Here is a 4,933-nt window from a genome sequence, read left to right on the forward strand (position 1 = left end):
TTTAAACCAGAATTATTTAATTATTAATTATTAATAATTAATAATTGGGTAAACCAAAGATTAAGAAGTTAAGAGTGCTTAATGTTCGGTGAGTTACGGCGGAAAGTTAAATTTTGGCTACGATCCATAGTTATTGCCGCCTTTTCATGTCGGCGACAGCCGAAACCCACCCTAAGCTTGGATTTAATATTCCTTTTACAAACGGTCTCTGATTTTCAACTTCAGAATTCTCAATTCTCAATTCTTAATTTGCAGAATATCCTTGAATATTTTCTGGTTTAAACTGATATAAAGTACGAGTTGCCATACGAGTCAAAGCTTCCGAACCCCTAATAACAACTAAATACTTACCTGCGTTGAGGCGGTTACGATAAGGTACAGCATCACCACCACCAACAATTAAACCCACTCCACCACCAACAAAAGTCCCACCCATTGCACCAGAAATACCACCCAATATTCCACCAATAAAATGATTGCCAAATTCCCCTGCCCAGGCAAAAGTATTCAAACCAGTAATCAAACTAAAAGTAGTGCCAGCAGCAAATCCAAATGGTACAAGCCAAGTAATCATGCGGAGCGCTTGTTTACGGGCCTCTTCTTTCGGGTCAATTAGGCCATATTCATCGGCAGTTTGATAGCCCCGGCCCAATATCGCCACTTGTTTCATAGGCAAACCCTCTTTTTCCAAAGCAGAATAGGCAGCCTCAGCTTGAATACGGTCTGATAATACGGCGACAAGATAATTCATAGAAATTAATAAAAGCAATCTAAAATCTTTCTGACAATCAATTAAATTATAGGCCCATACTGGTACTCTAAATGGTAAAGCTGTTATTTAAGGCACAAAAAAATCAAACTGAAACAGAAAATTCAGTAGCTCAAACAATCACCGAAAAAGTAGGTATTAAGCCTCCCCTTTTATCGGAGACTTTTCAGCTTTGATGGTAAGTAGCAAGAAATTAGTTGCTGGGAGGCTTGCCTCCTACAGATTAACTGTGCTTTTTATTTCGCGTTTCATGTCCCGTTTCATGTCGCGCAGCGAAATAGAAAGCAAAACTGAAACAGAAACTAAAAATCGACCGGTCATAAAATGTAAGACTAGCACTTAGTTAGGACTATCTAACTAAGGGAAGGCCACCGAAGAGAGACTTCAGTAGCTCTCAGTAAGAATCTCCGCACCTGCTTCTTTAAGAGGAGCTAAGGCTAACAGGCTGGAGTGGATCTCAAATAACTCAATTATTAAACTAACTTCCTATGCCAAAAGTTCTTGTATCAGATTCAATCGATCAAAGTGGAATAGATATTCTCTCCCAAGTAGCTCAGGTAGATGTTAAAACAGGTCTACCTGCCGAAGAATTGGTGAAAATTATACCAGAATATGATGGTTTAATGATTCGCTCTGGTACTAAAGTCACCAAAGAAATTATTGAAGCTGCGACAGCGCTCAAAATTATCGGTCGTGCTGGAGTAGGGGTAGATAATGTAGATGTAGCAGCAGCAACCCGTAAAGGTATTGTAGTAGTTAACTCCCCAGAAGGAAATACCATTGCAGCAGCAGAACACGCCCTGGCGATGATGATGTCTATGTCGCGCCATGTTGCAGAGGCTAACCAATCAATTATCGGTGGCAAATGGGACCGTAAAAAGTTTATCGGTGTAGAGGTCTACAAAAAAACTCTCGGTGTTGTTGGTTTGGGTAAAATTGGCTCCCATGTAGCTAAGGTGGCGAAAGCTATGGGTATGAAAATTTTGGCCTACGATCCATTTATTTCTGCAGAAAGGGCAGAGCAGTTGGGTTGTACTTTGGTGGATATGGAACTGTTAGTCCAGGAGTCTGATTATATTACTCTTCACATACCCAAAACTGACGAAACTTATCATTCTATTAATGCTGAAACTTTTGCCAAAATGAAGCCTACAGCTCGGATTATTAATTGTGCTAGAGGTGGAATTATTGATGAAGTTGCTTTAGCTGAAGCTTTAAAAGAAGGAAAAATTGCTGGAGCTGCTTTAGATGTTTATGAAAATGAACCTCTAGAAGCTGAGTCCCCACTACGAGAGTTGGGGCAAAAAATTGTCTTGACTCCTCACTTGGGTGCTTCTACTGCTGAAGCTCAAGTGAATGTGGCAATTGATGTGGCTGAACAAATTCGAGATGTATTATTAGGGTTGCCTGCTAGATCGGCGGTGAATATCCCTGGTATGTATCCAGATACATTAGAAAAACTTAAGCCTTATTTGTCATTGGCCGAAACTCTCGGTAATTTGGTCAGTCAGTTAGCAGGTGGACGAATTGATTTTCTCAATGTTAGTCTCCAAGGAGATTTGGCCACTGGAGATAGTAAACCTGTGGTAGTGGCGGCCTTGAAGGGATTACTTTCCCAAGCTTTACGAGAGCGGGTCAATTATGTAAATGCTTCTATTGAAGCTAAGGAACGAGGTATTAGGGTAGTGGAAACTAGAGATGCTTCGGTACGGGATTATACTGGTTCATTGTATTTGGAAGCAAAGGGTTCTCTGGGCGACCATGTTGTTAGAGGTGCTTTGCTGGGAGAAAATGAAATTCGGATTACTAATATTGATGGTTTCCCAATTAATGTTCCTCCTAGTCCATATATGTTATTGACTCTCCACCGAGATATGCCCGGAATTATTGGTAAAATAGGTTCACTTCTAGGAAGTTTTAATGTCAATATTGCCAGTATGCAAGTGGGTCGTAAAATTGTTCGGGGTGATGCGGTAATGGTATTAAGTATTGATGACCCATTGCCAGAAGAAATATTAACTGAAATTCTCAAAGAACCAGGAATTAGAAATGCTTATACAGTTGCTCTGTAGAATTTAGAATTTAAAATGTAGAATTAAAGGTAAATTTACCAATTGTGAATTCTGAATTCAATAAGGTAAATTTACCAATTCTAATATTCTAAATTCTAAATTATGAACTCAATAAGGCAAATTTACTAATTCCGTATTCGATAAGGTAAATTTACCAATTCTGAATTCTAAATTCTAAATTCTAAATTCTATTTTTATGGCATATAACTGGTGGGAAATCAGAGTCTTATGTAACCAAAGTCTGGAGGAGATAATTTTCTGGCGTCTGGATAGTTTTGGTTGCCGGGGGACAGCGAGTCAGGTTAAAGGTAATGATTGTTTGATATTGGCTTATTTACCAGAAGAGCAAACTCAACTGTTGGACTTGTCAGCTCTGGCTTTAAATCTGCGTCAAGATTCTCTGTGTATGAATTTACCAGCTCCAGTGATGGATTGGCATTTAATTGAGGAAGAAGATTGGGCAAGTAGTTGGAAGCAATATTGGCAACCTCAAGAAATTGGCGATCGCTTTCTGATTCATCCTGCTTGGTTAGCTTTACCAGACGAGTCAGATAAAATTATTCTCCGTTTAGATCCAGGAGCAGCTTTTGGTACCGGTACTCATCCTACTACAGAATTATGTTTAGAGTCATTAGAAATGCGCTTGGGTTTGGAACCAAATCCTGAAGCTATTATTGCTGATATTGGTTGTGGTAGTGGTATTTTGTCCATTGGGGCCGCATTATTAGGAGTACGTCAGATTTATGCTGTAGATATTGACCCTTTAGCGATTAGATCGACTATTAATAATGGAAAATTAAATCAAATAGAGCCGGAAAAATTAATTGTTGAACAGGGAGATATTGAACATTTAATTAAATTAGTTCCTGAACCTGTAGATGGTATAGTTTGTAATATTTTAGCTGAGGTTATTATTGATATAATTCCCCATCTCGAAGCGATCACTAAACCTACAACTTGGGGGATTATGAGTGGGATTTTATTAGAACAAGCTAAATCAATTGCTGATACTTTAGAACAAAATGGTTGGGTTGTAGCTACTCTTTGGAAACGGGAAGAGTGGTGTTGTTTTAATATTCGGCGTTCTTAAATTAGGGAATTAGGGAGCAGGGAGCAGGGAGCAGGGATAAGTAATTGATAATTTATGCTTGATAATTGATTTTTTTTATGATCCGAGATGTCTAATAGGGAATAGGCATTATTGACCGCAATATTGTGGTTTAAAGCCTCCCCTTTTAAAGGGATAATAAATAAAAATTTTTCTGTTCGTCAATCCTCTTCTTTTCAAGGAAAGGTAATTCTAAATTCTTAATTCTTGAAAGTTGTTAATTTTGGTTATTTTTTCCCAGTTAAGTGAGGAAAAATCCAATTATGATTACTAATGTTATTGTGTAGTTATCTAGTTGATTAAAACTTTAGAACGAAGATAAAAATAAAAATAACCACTCCAATAAAATATATTTACTAAAATCATTAATCCCTTTCCTACAATAGAATTAATTCCGGGAAATACCCGCAAAGTTGCTAATAAAACTAACAAAATTTCTATCAAAGCAACAATGGACCCATAATGCTTTGGGTCCCAATAAGAAATAGGGCTAATAAATCTATAATTACTGAAGGGAAAAAAGTGTCTGTGAGCATCATCATTATGTACTGGCAAATCTAGTAGAGAATGCAAGACTAAACTAATACAGATGACTTGCATAATTTGCCAACCAAAATAGTAGGAAATTAACAATCCAATTATAGCCAAAGGAATAGAATGAAAGATGGCAACAAGATTTTGGATTAATGGTTGATAATATGCTTCTGACCAAATTTTTGCTTCTGGTAAACGAACAATAAATTTTGCCCAAAAGTAGAAAATAAAGATAGGAATATCAGGTAAAATTCCACCTATTACAATAGCAAGATTAGCTTGTGGTAGTTGAGACTTAGTAAGAAGTGCGAGATTAATAATGGCATGACTTGGTGTATTCATTAGATAAAAATTTTCAAGGTTATATTTTCTTTGAAGTTAATAATATAAAATCCTTCATTAATTGATAATTGATAATGGATAATTGATAATTACCTCGGGTTTTAACCG

At 37.1% G+C, this 4,933-nt stretch carries 5 protein-coding genes; 3 read left to right on the top strand and 2 right to left on the bottom strand.

The window, feature by feature from the left end; all coding sequences use genetic code 11:
- Window positions 1-244: 244 nt before the first annotated feature.
- A complete protein-coding gene (locus tag ACP6PL_RS21550; RefSeq protein ID WP_426547326.1) occupies window positions 245-751 on the bottom strand; it encodes a hypothetical protein in 507 nt (168 codons plus the stop codon).
- A 71-nt stretch (window positions 752-822) separates the two neighbouring features.
- Here ACP6PL_RS21550 and ACP6PL_RS21555 point away from each other — a divergent pair, with 71 nt between their 5' ends.
- The 3 genes from ACP6PL_RS21555 to prmA all read left to right on the top strand — a co-directional run bounded on the left by ACP6PL_RS21555 (window position 823) and on the right by prmA (window position 3,931).
- A complete protein-coding gene (locus ACP6PL_RS21555) occupies window positions 823-945 on the top strand; it encodes a hypothetical protein (RefSeq protein ID WP_426547327.1) in 123 nt (40 codons plus the stop codon).
- 312 nt (window positions 946-1,257) lie between these two features.
- The gene (gene serA, locus ACP6PL_RS21560; protein WP_426547328.1) at window positions 1,258-2,841 is read left to right on the top strand and encodes a phosphoglycerate dehydrogenase; all 1,584 of its coding nucleotides are present in this window, start codon (window positions 1,258-1,260) and stop codon (window positions 2,839-2,841) included.
- Window positions 2,842-3,037: 196 nt separating this feature from the next.
- Window positions 3,038-3,931: a 50S ribosomal protein L11 methyltransferase gene (prmA, locus tag ACP6PL_RS21565; protein ID WP_426547329.1), complete on the top strand. Its 894-nt coding sequence runs from the start codon at window positions 3,038-3,040 to the stop codon at window positions 3,929-3,931.
- Between the two features lie 309 nt (window positions 3,932-4,240).
- On the opposite strand, the gene ACP6PL_RS21570 is transcribed toward prmA, so the two are convergent.
- Window positions 4,241-4,825, bottom strand: a complete 585-nt coding sequence (locus ACP6PL_RS21570) for a hypothetical protein (RefSeq protein WP_426547330.1) — start codon at window positions 4,823-4,825, stop codon at window positions 4,241-4,243.
- Window positions 4,826-4,933: the final 108 nt, after the last annotated feature.

It is taken from the genome of Dapis purpurea BLCC-M126 (genome assembly GCF_050015975.1).
GTDB lineage: Bacteria > Cyanobacteriota > Cyanobacteriia > Cyanobacteriales > Microcoleaceae > Trichodesmium.